Here is a 17,813-nt window from a genome sequence, read left to right as displayed (position 1 = left end):
GAGTGGAAAATTCAGAACGTATTAAAAAATGGAAAGAGGAAAGGGCGAAGGTAGCAGAAGAAAGCCGAGCCTTGCGACTGAAACAAAAAGAGGATGAACGCGCCCTTCGCCAGACAGAAAAAACGGCCGATGCGAAAAGTCAACATCGCCCAGACGCCGGTTGGTCCGCGACGGATGCTGATTCCGTCCGTAGAGCGTCATTGGTTATTAAAGAGCGACGTGTTCAGCAAGCCAAACAATCGCTACGTCGGCTCTTTCTTTATATTGCTTTGCCGCTGCTGGTTATTATGCTTATGTCGTGGCTATTAACTTCGCGTTTTTATAGCGCGGATGCCACCTTTATTGTGCAAACTGATGCCAGCCAGGATAATTTTTCTGGAACAGCTTTCTTTGGTGCAGGCAATGAGATGTCGGAGGGCTTTCAGGTTCGCGAGTTTATACTTTCGAAAGAAATGATGGAGCGGATGGAAAAAGATCTCGGTTTTTTATCTTATTTCGCGCAAGACGATATCGCATTATTTTCCCGCTACCATGCACCGCTGGGTATTAATGATGATCCTTATCGTTACTATTTATCGAAAGTCTCGGTTGCTGTCGATATTCAACAGGGCATGCTGCGTTTAAACGTCAAGGCGCGGAGTGCGAAACAGGCTGAGTTTTTTGCCCAGCGCATTCTGGCTTTTGCTGAACAGCACGTTAATACCGTTTCAGCGCGGATGCAGCAGGAACGAATTTTATGGCTGGAAAACGATGTTAAATCGGCCCAGGAAAATCTGGGGGCAGCTCGGCTTGAATTGCTAAAAATACAGCATATACAAAAAGATATTGAACCGCAGGAAACCGTGACCGCGATTTATCAATTAATTGCTGGCTTTGAAACGCAGTTGGCGGAGGCGAAAGCGGAATACGCGCAATTAATGGCTAATGGTTTGGATCAGAACCCCCTTATTCCTCGCCTGTCGGCCAAAATCAAGGTCCTGGAAAAGCAGATCGGCGAACAACGTAACCGCCTGTCAAATAAGTTAGGGTCGCAAGGCTCTTCAGAAAGCCTGTCCCTGTTTGAAGATCTTCGCCTGCAGAGTGAGATCGCCAAAACACGCTGGGAATCTGCCTTACAGACCTTACAGCAAGGGAAGCTTCAAGCGTTACGTGAGAGACGGTATTTGCTGATCATTTCTCAACCGATGGTGGTGTCTGACACCACTCGCTATGCCGATGGAACAAAGTGGTTACTGTTCTTCGTGTTGCTGGGCATCGCGTACCTGGTGACTTCTCTCCTGATAACTATCAGGCGGATGCGTGAATAAGGCGGAGTAAGGAAATACGATGAGCTTGCACTCTACATGTAAAAAAAAATCGCCAACCACCCTGCTCAAACAAGAGGATTGGGAGGGGCTATGTCACTATTTCGGGCAGCATCCCGAAAAAGTGCGAGATAGTGCTGGAAATGAGCAAAACATTATTCTCTTCGCTATCGCGTGTTTGCGTAAAGATGAAACAGATGCCGCGCTGACTTTGTTGTCCGACCGTGTGCTGACAGCAAAGAATAGCCGTGATTTATTGCGACGCTGGGTTATTTCGCCGCTGGCATCACATCATCGGGACGCTGTACTACAGGTGGTTAACAAACTGCTGGCGGTGAATGTGTGCCAGCCGGAGGATGTCCTGCTGGTCGCAAGCGTGCTGCTTAAGAGTAAACAATATGCGACTGTTGCTGACTTAGCCGAGCGGGCATGGCTCGCTTTTTCGGGCAATAGCAAAATTTTTGCCCTCCATCTGCGCAGCCTGACGCTTGTGGATAAAGAGTTACAGGCAATCTCGTTGGCCAGAACACAGGCGCAGGAAGTTCCCCCGCGGGGAGATATGATTGAGACCTGCCTCCGTTTCTTAAATAAAAGCCGCCTACCAGAAGATCATGACCTGGCCCGCGCATTGCTCCCTTTCTTCGCGTTAGAAAAGCAGGAGTCGGCGGGGCTGGCGGTTGATACGCTGTGCGCTGTCGGTAAATATCAGGAAGCCATTCAGATTGGGGAGTCCGCATTAGCCCGTGGGTTGGATGGTGCAGCGCTGCGTCGTAGCCTGGGGCTTGCCCACTATCAATCTGGTCGCAGCCGGGAAGCGAAGCTTCAGGCCGCTGAGCATTGGCGTCATGCCCTGCAATTTAACCCTGATAATTTACGGATCGTGACCCTGTATGCCGATGCCTTAATCAGAACGGGTCAGAATGAGAAAGCCATTCCGTTACTGCAGCAGTCGCTCGCGACTCATCCTGATCTTCCTTATGTCAGAGCCATGTATGCCCGAGCACTGCGCCAGGTTGGGCAATACGCTGCTGCCAGCGATGAGTTTGTACAACTGGCAAGGGAAAAAGGGGTGACCAGTAAATGGAACCGTTATGCCGCGGCGGCGTTGTTACAGGCGGGGAAAACAAGCGAAGCGGAAAGCATCTTTGAGCACTATATTCAGGCCAGAGCAAGCCATCTGCCTCAGTCATTCGAAGAGGGGCTGCTGGCGCTTGATGGGCAAATATCTGCCGTTAATCTACCGCCTGAGCGCCTTGACTGGGCATGGGAAGTTGCCGGCAGACAGTCCGGTATCGAGCGCGATGAATGGGAACGCCGGGCGAAGTGGGGGTATCTTGCCGATAATTATCTCCTCGACTGGCTTGAATGCCGTGGAGAGCAGGCCGACGAACCGATGTATCGGTTGGCCGATATATCGCATGTCGAGCAGTTTTTCCAACGGCTGCAGCTCGATAAGCGTGGTTGCATTGTTGTATCGGCTCATATGGGCGCAATGTATGCCGGGCCGATGATCCTCTCCTTGCTGGAAATGAACAGCAAATGGGTGGCTTCCACGCCTGGCGTGCTCAAAGGGGGCTACGGCGAGCGGTTGATTTCGGTTAGTGACAAAAGCGAAGCGGACGTGGTCAGGGCCTGCATACAGACCTTACATAGTGGGCAGTCGCTTGTTGTGGCGATCGACGGCGCGTTGAATTTGAGCGCGCCGACTATCGACTTTTTCGGCCAGCAGATTACCTACTCCACCTTTTGCTCTCGACTTGCCTGGAAAATGCACTTACCCACCGTATTTGGTGTTCCGGTGTGGCGAGACGGGCGCATCCATTTTGTTTTGGAGAAAATGGTCGATCCGCAGAGGTTCGAAAGCCAGTCTTCTTTTATTGAGCGCTGGAAAGACAATTACCTGAAATGTGTAACCCAAATCCTCAATAGCGGGCCTGAAAATCTGAGACTGTCGGGGGGGATTTGGCGAAATATCACGCGCAGGGATGAATCATCTTCGGGCTGAAAAGACGTTTGCCCCGCGATGCCTTTGGCGCACCAGGCGGGGCCGCCCGCTAAGTAAAACTGAGTTATTCGATTTAGAAAGCATCCGTTCATTAACGTTCGGGTGCTTTTTTCGTTCTAACGAGCTGAAAAATGGAGAATTATTTAATAACTACGTTATACCTGATTGTGGTTCTGTTTGTCTGAGGGTTACCAGAAGACAGTATCCTGAAGTCATCCCTTAGCAATGTTAAATAGCGGCATCGAAATCCGCTGGTAGCGTACTGTTACCTGTGCCCAGGCTGCGTTGCATTAATACCGTATCAAGCCAGAGCCCATGCTTGAATCCAATGTTCGTCAGCGTGCCTATTTTCGTAAATCCGGCCTGCTGATGGACTTTCAGCGATCCCTGATTATTGCTGTCGCCGACGATAGCGATCAACTGCCGATAACCCTGCGTTTCAGCCCACTCAATTACATGGCGTAGCAACGCTTTTCCCACCCCCTGACGCTGTGCCGTCGGGTCAATATAAATCGAATCTTCGAGGGTATAGCGATAGGCATAACGCTCGCGGTAGCGGGTGAGATAGCAATACCCGATGACCTTATCTTCTTGCAATGCGACAACCCACGGCAGTCCCAGACTACGGATTTTTTCCAGACGCCCCTGCATCTCGCGGGTATCCGGCGGGTCAGTTTCAAAGCTGCCGGTACCGTGAATAACATGATGGGCGTAGATATCGCGTATGGCGGGGATGTGTTTTTTTTCAGCGTTAACGATTTTCATTGACCAGCTCCCATTGGCATCTTTGTCCAAATTACCTCAAAGGCTGGAGGGAAGGTAAGTGCAAAAAATTATGCGTCTATACCCGTCATTCTTTAAGCTGCATGTGCGTTGGCTACGTTAGCTCGCCTCAGTCACATAGTTCGCGATGCTCCTGGGGATTTACTCACTTGCCGCCTTCATGTAACTCGAATTATTTAGGGTATATAAATTATTTTCAATGCAAATAAGCTTTCAAATTGTAAGGGTAAAGTGAGTGTGGTTGATACTGTCAATAATACGCAAGAGTGGTAAATACTTTAGCGAGTCGAGCAATGCACAATTCTTCGCGCACGTATTATGGCGGATACCAAAATACCAATTTTGGTAGATTTCAAGGATAGGTCAAGAAGTCATTTGATTTTATTGAGTTTTTACTGTACTTAGTTCTGCTTATGACTGTACCTTTAATTTCATTTTATCGACCCTGTTCGAACCTTAAAATTAGGTTATATTATTTACATTGTGAGCTTTGTTGTTATCAGGGGCATTATTATCAGAACTTTCTCTATCCGCACACAATAGTTACCATGCAAACAGTTGCGCGGTGTAGCTATGCTAGCCAGCAATAGTTATCATCGTCACAAGGTTTCGTCATGCAAACTTAATCTAAATCCAGAATTCAATCCCAAGAGTATTAGGATTATTTAGTCTAAAATACTTTTTTGTCTAAGAGTTTTCGTATCGCATAGCCACGAACTACGCTGAGTGATAAAATTTTCGAGTTTACGCCTGCTTTCCCACGATTAGAGGGCGAGGCGCGGGTAGTCAATAAGACGAAAGAATTAATTGCTTCATAACCCTATTGCAAAATAAGCGGCAGTGCATCTTACATGGTCGGGTATCGTAAGTAACTGACTGTAATATATTGAAAACGCTTATTTTTACTCTGATGTAAGTTATAAGGGCAGATATGTTAAGTATGCGTCGACATGCCAACTTCATTAAACGTTTTAAGTCTTTAAGCTGTTTATTTACGGCAAGCGTTCTTTTCCCTATGCAAATCTCTGCAGCGACATCAGATTATGACGCTTTGGTTATTGAAGCGCGGGGTGGTAATAGTGCACCGTTATTGCGTTATCTAGAGGATCAGGGAAAGCAAAGCGCGCTAACGCCAAATCAGGTTGCCGACTGGCTGCAAGTTTCCAGTTGGGTTGATAACAACGATAAAGCCACTATTGAAATCTGGCAGCGCTATCGTGGGCAGATGGATGTGCCTGCACGCGGCAAAGTCGCCGCTGCACGTGCGTACCGTAACCAGAAAAACTGGAATGATTCATTGGCGGTATGGGAAAGCGTTTTACAGGAAGAGCCTGACAACGTTGACGTACGCACCGGCTGGATAATGACGTTGGCAGATGCTCGCTACAATCAGCAAGCCCTTACTGAAGCGAATAAATGGGCACAGGCACATCCGGGGGCTGACTCCGATGCGCTACTTGCCTACGTATATCATTCTCAGGGAAAAAACTGGGACGCGCTGTTGGTTGCCAGCCAGGCGGATGACGTTGATCCTGGCAACAAAAATGCAAAATCTACGCTGCTGTCTGCTCTGTCAGCAAACCGTGTTTCCGGACCCGCCTTAAATATGGCGGAGGTGGTGCCTACGGCAGATCCTGTGAAGCGCCGCCTTGAGCTTGATGCGGCCGCCGAAATGGTACGTTCCTCCTATACGTCCGCACGTAATGAAGAAGAGCGGTTTATCGTGGCGGATAAAGCGCTGGCCCGTTATGACCAGTTGCTGGCTGCCTGGAAGGATGAGCCGTCCGCGCAGAATGATGTCCGTCGGGCGAGAATTGACCGCATGGGCGCTTTGCTGGTTCGTAAGCGAACGTCTGAAGTGATTAAGGAATACGAATCGCTTTCTGCGAGCAGCGAAGTGCCAAACTACGCAAAACGCTGGGTAGCATCGGCATGGTTAAGCGAACGCCAGCCAGAAAAAACCGAAGCGATGCTGATGAGCATCTACTACCCGAATGGACCGATTCCCGTTACGCCGCTTGGTCCTGAGGATCAACAGGATCTGTTCTACGCGCATATCGATAATGAAAACTTTGATGCCGCTAAAAAACAGGCCGAAAACTTAATCAAAGAGAGTCCGTACCTGCGACGCATCTATGGTTCGCCAACGCCGCAGCCTAACGATAACTGGCTGCTCGGACAGTCGATGCTGACGCAATATTATATTGCTGCCAATGAACTACCTGAGGCTGAAAAGCTCGCTGAGCATCTGGCGCGAACAGGTTCAGGTAACCAGGGGCTGCGCATATCTTATGCCTCCGTTCTTGAAGCGCGTGGCTTGCCGCATGCGGCGGAGAAAGAGCTGAAGCTGGCGGAAGTGATTGAGCCAAGTAACCTGGAACTGGAACGTCAGCAGGCTTATGTTGCGTTGGATCTCCAGGAATGGAGGCAGGCCGATGAACTGACGGATGATGTCATTGCTCGTAGCCCGGATGATGAAGCGACGCTACGCCTCGCGCGTATTCGTGATGTCCACAAAATGTCGGAAGTGCGCATTAGCGGCACACAAGGGATCTCGTCCGATAGCCCGGTCAGCGGTAAGAATGACTTCAACATCAATACTGCCATTTACAGTCCGCCAATTAACGACAACTGGCGATTGTTTACTGGATTCAACTTTGCTACTGGCGAATTTGAGGAAGGTAAAGGCATCAGCCGCGATCTGGCGGCAGGGGCGGAATGGACTTCCCGCGACTACTGGGCAGAAATGGAAGTCTCTGGCCGAAATTATGGCGATGGTCAGAAAATTGGCGGTCGTCTTTCCGGCTGGCATGACTTCAATGACAACTGGCGCGTAGGCGGTTCGGCCGAGCGCTTGTCGCGTAATACGCCACTGCGCGCGCTGCGTAGCGGCGTGTATGCCAACGGCGGCGATATGTTTGTTCGCTGGTATCAAAACGAACGACGTGAATATCAACTGTCGTTTGCCGCATCACATTTCTCAGATGGTAACGATCGCATCGAATACGGACTCAGCGGAAAAGAGCGCATGTGGACAACGCCGCGCTTCACCCTGGACTTTACCCCGGGCATCGGCGGGAGCACCAACACCAAAGAGAATGTGCCGTATTACAACCCGAAGAGTGATTTTTCCGTGGTACCGGGTCTGAGCGCGGAGCAGGTTCTTTACCGCCATTATGACACCGTGTGGACGCAGCAAGGTCTGGCTGGCGTAGGTGGCTATTGGCAGCAAGGCCAGGACGCTGGTGCCATCGTTCAGGTGGGATACGGACAACGGCTCAAATGGAACAACGTTGTAGATGGCGGGGTGATGCTGATTTGGGATAAACGCCCCTACGACGGTAAACGTGAGCGGAATATCTCCCTCGCTTTCGATTTAAATGTCAGGTTTTAAGGATTGTTCATGCTGAAAAGATGCCTGTGGCTTAGCGCATTAATCGCTGGCTGGTTGATGATTACCGCGTGCAGTAGTGCGCACAATACAACGCCTCGCTACGTTCCTCCCGCAGAGAGAACGCCGCTGACGGCGGATCATCCGTGGCCGAAAAATAGCTTCCTGGTGCTCGGCTACCACGATGTCGAGGATGGTGCCGCCGACCAACGCTATCTTTCTGTGCGCACCAGCGCGTTGAGCGACCAAATGGCCTGGCTGCGTGATAATGGCTATAACCCGATCAGCGTGCAGCAAATCCTGGACGCCCATGACGGTAAAATCGTGTTGCCGGAAAAAGCGGTATTACTCACCTTTGATGACGGATATAGCAGTTTTTATACCCGCGTCTGGCCGCTGCTGAAAGCCTATAACTGGCCTGCGCTCTGGGCGCCGGTAGGGAGTTGGGTTGATGCTCCCGCCAACAAAAAAGTCGATTTTGGCGGCTTAATGACGGCGCGAGATAAATTCGCCACCTGGAAAATGGTCGAAGAGATGGGTAAATCACCGTTGGTGGAAGTCGGTGCACACACCTGGAATTCGCATTTCGGTGCACAAGCCAACCCGCAGGGAAGTAAAGAACCGGCAGTGGCGAACCGCCTGTATGATAAGAAAACCGGCACTTACGAAACGGATGAACAGTACACGCGCCGTATAAACGCGGATATCTCTCTCATCACCAACAAGATCAAATCGGTGACCGGGAAATCACCGCGCGCGTGGGTCTGGCCTTACGGTGCGGCCAATGGCACAACGTTAAACCTGGCTAAAGAGCATGGCTATAAGATGGCCTTCACGCTCAACGAAGGGTTGGCGAATGCCGCGTTTCTTGATGACATCCCGCGCGTGCTAATCTCTGATAACCCCTCTCTTAAGCGCTTTGCCAGCCAGGTCGCTCAGGTACGTGAACCGCAGACGATGCGCGTGATGCATGTCGATCTGGATTACGTGTATGACAAGGACCCTGCTCAGCAGAAGCGAAACATCGACAAACTTATCCAGCGCGTTTATGACATGCGTATTTCTCATGTCTTCCTGCAGGCCTACGCCGATCCGCAGGGTGACGGAAATATTCGCGAGCTCTATTTCCCTAACCGCTGGCTGCCGATGCGTGCCGACCTCTTTAACTATATCTCCTGGCAGTTACAAACGCGGGCAGGGGTGACGGTGTATGCCTGGATGCCGGTTCTGGCTTTCGATCTCGACGCTTCCATCCCACGCGTAACCGCCTGGGATCCGAAAACGGGACGTACAGCGATCAACCGCGAGAATTATGTCCGTCTGTCCCCCTGGAGCAGCGAAGCGCGTCAGCGCATCACTGAAATCTATGAAGACCTGGCCAAACACGCCAGCTTCAAAGGGATTTTGTTCCATGACGATGCTTTCCTGACGGACTTTGAAGACGCGTCACCGGAGGCATTGGCTGCCTACCGCGCCGCAGGGCTTCCCGGAAACATTGAGCAAATCCGTAGCAATCCCCAGGCGTTCGAGCGCTGGACGCGACTGAAAAGTAAGGTGCTGATCGACTTCACCAAACAACTGACTCAGGCGGTGCGTAATATTCGCGGTCCGCAGGTGCAGACGGCGCGCAATATTTACGCCATGCCGGTACTGGAGCCGGAGAGTGAAGCTTGGTTTGCGCAGAACCTGAATGATTTCCTCAATACCTATGACTGGACGGCACCGATGGCGATGCCTCTCATGGAGCAGATCCCGGCTAATGATGCCAACGCCTGGCTCGACAGATTAGTGAATGCCGTTGCACAAACGCCCGGCGCGCTGGACAAAACCGTGTTTGAACTACAGGCACGAGACTGGCGTAAATCCGGGGACGAGGCTGAAATCAGCGGAAAACAAATAGCCGAATGGATGCGCCAGCTGAAATTAAGCGGTGCAGGTAACTACGGCTATTACCCGGATGATTTCATCAGCGACAAACCTGAGATGTCAGAGATTCGCTCGACGTTCTCCTCATACTGGTACCCGCAAAAATGACCGATCGCATAATTGCTTTCCTGATACTTTGCCTGATGTTCAGCCTGCCGTTTGGCGTGGCGGTCATCTTTACAGGTGAAGTGATGTTGAACTTCGTCTTCTTCTGGCCTTTGTTTATGTCTGCTTTGTGGATAAGCGGCGGGGTCTATTTCTGGTTCTACCGTGAGCGTCACTGGAAATGGGGAGATGACACACCGCCACCGACGCTGGAGGGGAATCCGCTGGTTTCCATTCTGATCCCCTGTTTTAACGAAGGGATCAATGCGCGCGAAACCATTGAGGCCGCGCTGGCGCAGCGATATAAAAATATTGAAGTGATTGCCATCAACGATGGTTCAACGGATGACACCCACGACGTGCTGGAACAACTGGCGGTGGAATACCCCAGTCTGCGGGTGATTCATCTGGCTGAAAACCAGGGCAAAGCGCTGGCGCTCAAGACCGGGGCAGCAGCGGCGCGCAGTGATTACCTGGTGTGTATTGATGGCGATGCGTTACTGGACCGTGATGCCGTTGCCTATATTGTGGCGCCGCTGATCCAGTTCCCGCGCGTCGGTGCGGTGACCGGGAACCCACGTATTCGAACCCGCTCCACCTTAATCGGTCGGGTACAGGTCGGGGAGTTTTCTTCCATTATCGGCTTGATTAAGCGTACTCAGCGAGTCTATGGGCAGATCTTTACCGTTTCCGGCGTGGTTGCTGCGTTTCGTCGTCGCGCGCTGGCCGAGGTCGGTTACTGGAGCCCGGACATGATCACCGAAGACATCGATATCAGTTGGAAGCTGCAATTGCGCCACTGGTCGATATTCTTTGAGCCGCGCGCACTGTGCTGGATCCTGATGCCTGAAACGTTAAGAGGGTTATGGAAACAACGACTGCGCTGGGCGCAAGGCGGCGCGGAGGTGTTTATCGTGAACATGCGCCGCCTGTGGTCATGGGAATATCGCCGTATGTGGCCGCTGTTTTTTGAGTTCTGTTTTTCTACCACCTGGGCGTTTGCCTATGCGATCAGTATCGTGCTGTTTCTGTTAGGGCTGATGATCCCGATGCCGGACTCGCTGTATGTACAACATCTCTTCCCGCCGGCCTTTACTGGGCTAATCCTCGGCGTGGTGTGCTTGCTGCAGTTTGCGGTGAGTCTGATGATTGAGCGGCGCTATGAAAAAGGCATTGGCGCGTCGTTGTTCTGGATTATCTGGTTCCCGGTGGTGTACTGGATGCTAAGCCTGTTCACCACGCTGGTCGCTTTCCCGAAAGTAATGCTCAAACGCAAACGCGGCAGGGCGCGTTGGGTGAGTCCCGATCGTGGAATTGGGAGGATCGAATCATGAGCCAGCCGCTGATCTTTACGGAGCAGCGTTTGCTGCCGCGCATCATTGACGTGCTGTTAACGCTTTTTGCCTGGGTTGGCTTTTTATATTTGATCTATAAAGGGCTGATCACCGCTCTGGCGCACTCACCTTATATAGGCGTGCGACCCTTTTTCACCACGCTGGATACGGTCACGTTTTACATCCTTGTCGCGCTGGTCAACGGACTGGTGCTGATTGGTTGGGCGAAGTACAACCAGTTTCGTTTTCGGGTGGAACGTCGCAGTCGCAGACCCGGACTGGAAGATCATGAGCTGGCGGAAAGTTTACGTATTACCCGGGAACTGGTGACAGAGCTGAACAAAGCGCGGGTGCTGACGGTTCACCATCATGAAAGTGGTGAAATCAGTCATATCGATGTGGACAGGGATATCGCCGATAACCGTCTACCGCCGCCGACGCCTGCGATGCTGGAGTATTTGCCGCCAGAGCCGCAGCCGTCGTGGCAGAAAAGGCCTGAGTGATATTTCTACTTTCAGCTGCTTCCTTCAGCCTCGCACAGGTCTATGATTAGACCCAGACAATAAAAAAATGCGAGGCAATGTCGTGGATAAGGAACTACTGGATGCCGGTTACCGGGCCTATACCGGTGAGAAGATTGACGTCTACTTCAGTACGGCGATATGTCAACATTCGGGCAACTGCGTGCGGGGAAGCGCAGCGCTTTTTAACCTGAAACGTAAACCGTGGATCATTCCGGATGAAGTGGATGTCGCGACAGTCATTAAAGTGATTGATACCTGTCCGAGCGGTGCGCTGAAATATCGCCAGAAATGAGTGAGGGGACCATGGAAATTCTTGCAGGCCACAACAAATTTTATGTTAACGATGCCGAAGGCAATCAGGTTGCCGAGATTGTCTTCGTGCCGACGGGTGAGCATCTGAGCATCATTGAACATACCGATGTCGACCCCAGCCTGAAAGGCCAGGGGGTCGGTAAACTGCTGGTGGCGAAGGTGGTGGAGAAAATGCGCGCCGAAAACCGCAAAGTTATTCCGCTGTGCCCGTTTGCCAAACATGAGTTTGATAAAACCCGCGAGTACGACGATATTCGCGCCTGATAATCTTACGTGCGCCGGAAGGCATGACCGCCGTCCGGCGCATCACTCCCGATGCAGCAAATCCTGATAAATTCCCGTCAATACCCCTTGTGGGCCAAACTCTTTTTTAATCCATTGGGTTACACGACCGGTGGCCGAATGCTGGGTCGCCAGCAGCATCCGTGAATCCTGACGCGGGTTGTGGATCTGCCGCGTGACCAGCAACGACTTTTCCATCGCCTCGCGCACCATATAGTCCGGCAGAAAACCGATGCCCTCACCCAGGATCTGGCACTGGCATTTGGTATTAAAATCAGGAACCAGAATCGACTCCTGTCCGTGTAACAGCCAGCCGACCTTCTTGTTGATGGTGTGGGCGGTGTCTTCCACCATGATGTTCGGGTACAGGCGCAGCTGGCTCTCAGAAATCGGTTCAGGCATAAAAGCCAGCGGATGATCCGGGGCAATCGCAAACGACCAACGGATCGCGCCGATCTCGGTGTAATCAATCCCCCCGCCGTCCAGTAACGTATCCGGTGCGCCGATAGCGATGTTGGCGAGGTTGTTAATGATCGAATCCCAGACGCCGTTATACACCTCGGTGGTGACGGTTATCTGGCAGGTTGGAAACTGTTTCTTGAGTACCTGCAGCAGTCGTGCCGTATGTTGAGGGGTATACAACAGTTGATTAATACAGATGCGTACCCGGGCTTCAATGCCCTGAGCAATAGTATCAATACTGCGCTTGATGGCGTGGAAATCGTTGAGCAGGTCGGTCGCCTTGCGAAACAGATAGCGTCCGGACTCGGTCAGCTCAATGCTGCGGGTACTGCGGGTAAACAGCACCACGTCGAGCCCCAACTCCATGCGCTTAATGGTGTAACTAATTGCTGATGTGGTTAAGCCAAGTTCCTCAGCCGCCTTGCTGAAGCTGCTGTAGCGGGCTGCCATCGTAAATGCCAGCAGGTTTTCCTCGGTAAAAATTGAATTCATCTTCCTCCCCTCCGGCGACAAACGCGCATCCGCGACGCGATGATTGTTGAATGTATTTGTAATCCTTATGCAGAGCAATCAGTTTTGAACAGAATTTAACACTAGTTTTACAATTGATTTGAAGGCAATCACACTTCTGTATATTAATTGCAGGCCGCTATCCGTGTAGCATCACGCCTGATTTTCCTGACAACTGATTAATGGCTAAAAGCGGCTCTGTCATAAGGAAAAGATTGCACTACAGCACGTTTTGTTCTCATTGTTAAATTTGATTCAATAATCGACACGCTTACGATGAATGAAATTTAAGCGGATATTATTCTCTGCACTCTGTTGCTATTCTCAACTTATCGGATATTTAAAAAGTCTAAAAAACTGCAGGAGAGCGATTATGTCAGAGAAAGAACTCATTACTGAATTTCTGCTGGCGGCAGAGCAGGGTGATGCCGATGGATTAAAATCCTGCCTGGCAAAAAATGTGGATATTAATGCCACTAACCGCCAGGGGCGCACTGCCATAATTATTGCCAGCCTGAATAAACATTATGACTGTGTTTCTTTATTGATTGCCGCCGGTGCCGATATTAATAAACAGGATCAAACCTGTTTTAATCCATTCCTGATTAGCTGTCTGACTAACGATTTAACGCTGCTGCGTACCGTATTACCGGCCAATCCCGATCTCAATTGCCTGAGCCGTTTTGGCGGCGTCGGTATTACGCCTGCCAGCGAAAAAGGTCATGTAGAGATCGTGCGCGAACTGCTGCTGCGTACCGATATCAATGTTAATCATACCAACTTTGTCGGCTGGACGCCGTTACTGGAAGCCATCGTGCTTAATGACGGCGGCGCGAAACAGCAGGAAATCGTCAAGCTGCTGCTCGACCATGGCGCAAACCCGCACATGACGGATAAATACGGTAAAACCCCGCTGGAGCTGGCGCGGGAGAAAGGATACCACGAAATTGCCGAGCTGCTGATTGCGGCCGGAGCCTGACAGAGGAGCGCCACTATCGCTACGCCATCACGGCGATGCGTACGGGCGCTAACCGCAGACGGCGCGTTTCTCGCTTTCCGGGGAACGGGACGGGTTGAACAGGTTTTTTCCCGCGCGGTAAACCTGTTGATACCCGAACAGCAGCGGTTGCTGACGTTACTGAGTGAAGGTTGTGATAACGCGCCTAACAGCTGTCGGCTGGCGCTGACGCATTGTGAAGAGCTGTTTCACCCCGGTGAGAGAGTCAGTTTTACCGAATCGGGGATAGCCGTTGGCAACGATAAATGGATAGAAACTTCCGGTTGTCTGCCATGGCGCATACCACGGTGGAGGCTTGATGCAATAAGCCTTGCTGCAATCCGCTGGCTGCGCTGGGAAGAGGTTATCCGCCAACAGCTAAGAAGCGCTGACACATTATTTCTGTACCAGGGTGATAACCCGTTTTATCTGGAAATCACCCGCCAATTACTGAGTCGCCGACAAACATTACTGGCGGCGTTGCAGACAGGAGAAAATATCTCTACAGCGGTCAGCCATTTAATTGGTCTGGGGATTGGTCTGACGCCTTCATCTGATGATTATTTAGTGGGTTTAAGCACTATTTTATTTATTCCGGGACATCCGCTGGGGAAATATCGTGATGATTTTTTAGCAGCCTTACAACGTGCCGGAAATAATACCACGCTACTCAGCAAAATAACGCTAGAGGAAGCCTTTCATCAACGTTATCGAGAAAGCGTCGGACGGCTGCTGAACCATATTATTACAGAGCAACAACCCGTTTCTACGCAATATATTACTGACATTAAAAATATCGGCTCAAGTTCTGGCTGCGACATGCTGTATGGCATGGCGGATGCCTGCGCCCTGAGCCACAGGTCCGGAGGGAATTATGTCGATCAGGATAGTTGTTAAAAAGAACACGTATTTTGATTCTGTCTCACTGATGTCTATCTCCACACGCGCAAATAAGCTCGATGGCGTTGAGCAGGCGTTCGTGGCTATGGCGACAGAAATGAATAAGGGCGTACTGAAGAATCTCGGTCTGCTCACGCCTGAACTTGAAGAGGCGAAAAGTGGCGACCTGATGATTGTCATTAAAGGCGCCAGCGAGGCGGCGAACGATCAGACGCTGGTGGCGATTGAAGATTTGTTTACGCATAAAGAGCAGGGAGGGCAGCATGAAGCGCGCTATGCCACGCTTGCCAGTGCGAAGAAGCATGTTCCTGACAGCAACCTGGCGGTGATCTCGGTCAATGGTCTGTTTGCCGCGCGTGAAGCGCGTCAGGCGCTGCAAAATAACCTCAACGTGATGCTGTTCTCTGACAACGTCTCTCTTGAAGACGAACTGGCGCTCAAGCAGCTGGCGCATGAAAAAGGGCTGCTGATGATGGGGCCCGATTGCGGAACCGCCATTATTAACGGCGCGGCGCTGTGTTTTGGCAATGCGGTGCGTCGCGGCAACATCGGAATTGTTGGTGCCTCCGGTACCGGTAGCCAGGAGCTGAGCGTACGCATTCACGAGTTTGGCGGCGGGATTTCCCAACTGATTGGCACCGGTGGACGCGATCTGAGCGAAAAGATTGGCGGCCTGATGATGCTTGACGCGATTGGTATGCTGGAGGCCGATCCGCAAACCGAGATCATCGCGCTTATCTCCAAACCTCCTGCGCCAACAGTGGCGCGCAAAGTGCTGGAACGTGCGCGTGCCTGCCATAAGCCCGTCGTGGTGTGTTTCCTCGTACGTGAAGCCGCGCCTGCGGATGAAAACGGTCTGCTGTTTGCACGCGGCACTAAAGAGGCGGCGCTGAAAGCGGTACTGCTGACTGGCGTGAAAAAAGAGAGTCTGGATCTGCATCCGCTCAACTGGCCGCTGATTGAAGAGGTCCGCGCCCGCCTGACCCCGCAGCAAAAGTACATTCGCGGCTTGTTCTGTGGCGGCACGCTGTGCGATGAGGCGATGTTTGCTGCCATGGAAAAACATGCGGAAGTTTACAGCAACATTCATCCGGATCCGGCTTTTCGCCTGACAGATCTCAACCGCAGCGTGGGACATACCTTCCTTGATTTCGGAGATGACGATTTTACCAACGGTAAACCGCACCCGATGATCGATCCAACCAACCGCATTAGTCGTCTGTTGCAGGAAGCACGCGATCCTGAAGTCGGCGTGATCGTTATGGACTTCGTTCTTGGATATGGATCACATGAAGATCCGGTTGGCGTGATGATCGAGGCGATCGTCGAAGCCAAAGCGATCGCCGCCGCAGAGGGGCGTCCGCTTGAGATCCTCGGCTACGTGCTGGGAACCGATCTCGATACGCCGTCGCTGGAAAAACAGTGCCAGATGCTGACCGATGCAGGCGTGATCTGGGCGAGCAGTAGCACCAATACCGGATTGCTGGCGCGTGAATTTATCTGTAAAGGGGAGGAAGCCTGATGAGCCAGACACTGTTTAACCAGCCGCTGAACGTGATTAACGTCGGCATCGCGATGTTCAGCGATGACCTCAAAAAGCAGAATGTTCCCGTGACCCAGCTCGACTGGACGCCGCCGGGCCAGGGCAACATGCAGGTCGTGGCCGCACTGGACGAAATTGCCGATTCGCCGCTGGCTGACAAAATCGCTGCCGCTAACCAGCAGGCGCTGGAACGCATTATCCAGTCGCATCCGGTGCTGATTGGCTATGACCAGGCGATCAACGTCGTGCCGGGCATGACCCGCAACACCATCCTGCACGCCGGACCGCCCATCTGCTGGGAAAAAATGTGCGGCGCAATGAAGGGCGCGGTCACCGGGGCTTTGGTGTTTGAAGGGCTGGCGAAAGATCTGGATGAAGCCGCCGACCTGGCCGCCTCGGGTGAAATCATCTTCTCACCGTGCCACGAGCATGACTGTGTCGGTTCGATGGCGGGTGTAACGTCGGCGTCGATGTTTATGCACATCGTCGAGAACAAAACCTACGGCAACCGCGCATATACCAATATGAGCGAGCAGATGGCGAAGATCCTGCGCATGGGCGCGAACGATCAGAGCGTTATCGATCGCCTGAACTGGATGCGCGATGTGATGGGACCGATGCTGCGCGACGCCATGAAGCTGGCGGGCGAAATCGATCTGCGCCTGATGCTGGCGCAGGCGCTGCACATGGGCGATGAGTGCCATAACCGCAACAACGCCGGGACGGCGCTACTGATACAGGCACTGACGCCGTGGATTATTCAGACCGGCTATCCGGTTGAGCAGCAGCGTGAGGTATTCGAATTCGTCCTCAGCAGCGATTACTTCTCCGGACCGACCTGGATGGCGATGTGTAAAGCCGCAATGGACGCCGCACACGGGATCGAATACAGCACCGTAGTCACGACGATGGCGCGTAACGGCGTTGAATTCGGTCTGCGCATCAGCGGCTTACCGGGTCAGTGGTTTACCGGTCCGGCGCAGCAGGTGATTGGCCCAATGTTTGCGGGCTATAAGCCCGAAGATTCCGGACGTGATATCGGTGATAGCGCAATTACCGAAACCTACGGCATCGGCGGTTTTGCCATGGCCACGGCACCGGCCATCGTGGCGCTGGTGGGCGGTACGGTTGAAGAGGCGGTCGATTTCTCTCGCCAGATGCGCGAAATCACTCTCGGCGAGAACCCCAACGTTACCATTCCGTTACTTGGTTTTATGGGCGTACCGACAGCTATCGACATTACGCGCGTGGGTAGCACCGGCATTCTGCCGGTGATTAACACCGCAATTGCGCACAAAGATGCGGGGATCGGCATGATCGGCGCCGGAATAGTCCATCCGCCGTTCGCCTGTTTTGAAAAGGCGATCCTCAACTGGCGCGACCGCTACTGCCAATAACAACAATCGGGGCTAACGCTGTTAGCCCCACAGTAGCG

Annotated in this window: 14 protein-coding genes; 12 read left to right on the top strand and 2 right to left on the bottom strand. The window is 52.1% G+C overall.

Features of this window, described 5'->3' with window-relative positions:
• The first annotated feature begins 2 nt into the window (after positions 1-2).
• Both vexD and vexE read left to right on the top strand, forming a co-directional pair.
• The gene (gene vexD / locus OGV52_RS16425; protein ID WP_047499334.1) at positions 3-1,307 is read left to right on the top strand and encodes a Vi polysaccharide ABC transporter inner membrane protein VexD; all 1,305 of its coding nucleotides are present in this window, start codon (positions 3-5) and stop codon (positions 1,305-1,307) included.
• A 19-nt stretch (positions 1,308-1,326) separates the two neighbouring features.
• A complete protein-coding gene (vexE, locus tag OGV52_RS16420) occupies positions 1,327-3,309 on the top strand; it encodes a Vi polysaccharide transport protein VexE (RefSeq protein WP_287108802.1) in 1,983 nt (660 codons plus the stop codon).
• 228 nt (positions 3,310-3,537) lie between these two features.
• Here vexE and OGV52_RS16415 read toward each other — a convergent pair whose 3' ends face one another.
• A complete protein-coding gene (locus OGV52_RS16415) occupies positions 3,538-4,074 on the bottom strand; it encodes a GNAT family N-acetyltransferase (protein WP_101700195.1) in 537 nt (178 codons plus the stop codon).
• 949 nt (positions 4,075-5,023) lie between these two features.
• On the opposite strand from OGV52_RS16415, the gene pgaA reads away from it, so the two are divergent.
• The 6 genes from pgaA to OGV52_RS16385 all read left to right on the top strand — a co-directional run bounded on the left by pgaA (position 5,024) and on the right by OGV52_RS16385 (position 11,948).
• Complete coding sequence (gene pgaA, locus OGV52_RS16410) at positions 5,024-7,486, top strand: poly-beta-1,6 N-acetyl-D-glucosamine export porin PgaA (protein WP_287108801.1); 2,463 nt, start codon at positions 5,024-5,026, stop codon at positions 7,484-7,486.
• Positions 7,487-7,495: 9 nt separating this feature from the next.
• Entirely contained in the window at positions 7,496-9,517 is a 2,022-nt protein-coding gene (gene pgaB, locus OGV52_RS16405; protein WP_287108800.1) for a poly-beta-1,6-N-acetyl-D-glucosamine N-deacetylase PgaB, read from the top strand.
• Complete coding sequence (gene pgaC / locus OGV52_RS16400; RefSeq protein WP_016154305.1) at positions 9,514-10,848, top strand: poly-beta-1,6-N-acetyl-D-glucosamine synthase; 1,335 nt, start codon at positions 9,514-9,516, stop codon at positions 10,846-10,848. Before pgaB ends, pgaC begins: the two co-directional genes overlap by 4 nt.
• The gene (pgaD, locus tag OGV52_RS16395) at positions 10,845-11,351 is read left to right on the top strand and encodes a poly-beta-1,6-N-acetyl-D-glucosamine biosynthesis protein PgaD (protein WP_049041934.1); all 507 of its coding nucleotides are present in this window, start codon (positions 10,845-10,847) and stop codon (positions 11,349-11,351) included. The genes pgaC and pgaD overlap by 4 nt, the downstream gene beginning before the upstream one ends.
• 82 nt (positions 11,352-11,433) lie before the next feature.
• Positions 11,434-11,664 (top strand): 4Fe-4S mono-cluster protein YjdI, encoded by a 231-nt coding sequence (gene yjdI, locus OGV52_RS16390; RefSeq protein ID WP_200047139.1) that lies wholly within the window; start codon positions 11,434-11,436, stop codon positions 11,662-11,664.
• An 11-nt stretch (positions 11,665-11,675) separates the two neighbouring features.
• Entirely contained in the window at positions 11,676-11,948 is a 273-nt protein-coding gene (locus tag OGV52_RS16385) for a GNAT family N-acetyltransferase (RefSeq protein WP_016157396.1), read from the top strand.
• Positions 11,949-11,990: 42 nt separating this feature from the next.
• Here OGV52_RS16385 and OGV52_RS16380 read toward each other — a convergent pair whose 3' ends face one another.
• Positions 11,991-12,920, bottom strand: a complete 930-nt coding sequence (locus tag OGV52_RS16380; RefSeq protein ID WP_016154301.1) for a LysR substrate-binding domain-containing protein — start codon at positions 12,918-12,920, stop codon at positions 11,991-11,993.
• 391 nt (positions 12,921-13,311) lie between these two features.
• Between OGV52_RS16380 and OGV52_RS16375 the strand changes: the two genes are divergently transcribed.
• Genes OGV52_RS16375 through OGV52_RS16360 form a run of 4 tightly spaced genes read left to right on the top strand, consistent with a single transcriptional unit; the run spans position 13,312 to position 17,775 of the window.
• Complete coding sequence (locus OGV52_RS16375) at positions 13,312-13,917, top strand: ankyrin repeat domain-containing protein (RefSeq protein ID WP_016157395.1); 606 nt, start codon at positions 13,312-13,314, stop codon at positions 13,915-13,917.
• A 15-nt stretch (positions 13,918-13,932) separates the two neighbouring features.
• Positions 13,933-14,832: an oxamate carbamoyltransferase subunit AllH family protein gene (locus OGV52_RS16370; protein ID WP_502873807.1), complete on the top strand. Its 900-nt coding sequence runs from the start codon at positions 13,933-13,935 to the stop codon at positions 14,830-14,832.
• Complete coding sequence (fdrA, locus tag OGV52_RS16365) at positions 14,810-16,357, top strand: acyl-CoA synthetase FdrA (RefSeq protein ID WP_287108798.1); 1,548 nt, start codon at positions 14,810-14,812, stop codon at positions 16,355-16,357. Before OGV52_RS16370 ends, fdrA begins: the two co-directional genes overlap by 23 nt.
• Entirely contained in the window at positions 16,357-17,775 is a 1,419-nt protein-coding gene (locus OGV52_RS16360; RefSeq protein WP_016154297.1) for a YlbE family protein, read from the top strand. The genes fdrA and OGV52_RS16360 overlap by 1 nt, the downstream gene beginning before the upstream one ends.
• The last annotated feature ends 38 nt before the right edge of the window (positions 17,776-17,813 follow it).

Origin of the sequence: Citrobacter sp. Cb041, assembly GCF_030336655.1 — a bacterium.
Lineage (GTDB): Bacteria > Pseudomonadota > Gammaproteobacteria > Enterobacterales > Enterobacteriaceae > Citrobacter > Citrobacter braakii.
The sequence above is the reverse complement of the archived record's forward strand: the minus strand, read 5'-3'. Positions and strand labels throughout refer to the sequence as shown.